Source organism: Galactobacter valiniphilus, assembly GCF_003575975.1.
GTDB classification, from domain to species: domain Bacteria; phylum Actinomycetota; class Actinomycetes; order Actinomycetales; family Micrococcaceae; genus Galactobacter; species Galactobacter valiniphilus.
This window is the reverse complement of the sequence record NZ_QQXK01000097.1, coordinates 1-260: the sequence shown is the minus strand read 5'-3', so window position 1 is coordinate 260 and position 260 is coordinate 1. Positions and strand designations below refer to the sequence as shown.

General features: G+C 68.5%; 1 pseudogene. It reads left to right on the top strand.

Annotation, left to right across the window (positions count from 1 at the left end):
• Positions 1–80 precede the first annotated feature (80 nt).
• Positions 81–260, top strand: a pseudogene (locus tag DWB68_RS15885) (IS3 family transposase); the annotation flags it as partial.

Genomic DNA, 260 nt, shown 5'->3' with positions numbered 1-260 from the left:
CGCCCGCTGGGCAGGGGCCGCCACATCCTTCAAAGAGTCAGACCATCTGGTCCACGAAATCCATAGTGAAGAGCCCCTATGGGGCGCCGCGGATCACCGCCGACCTCAACGACGGCGTCGCGGCGGCCAGGCGGGTGAATCACAAGCGCGTCGCCCGGGTGATGCGGGAACACCAGCTCGCGAGGATCCGGCTGCGTCGACGGGTGAGGACCACGATCCCGGACCAGTCCGGACGCCGCTTCCCCGACCTGATCGAGCGG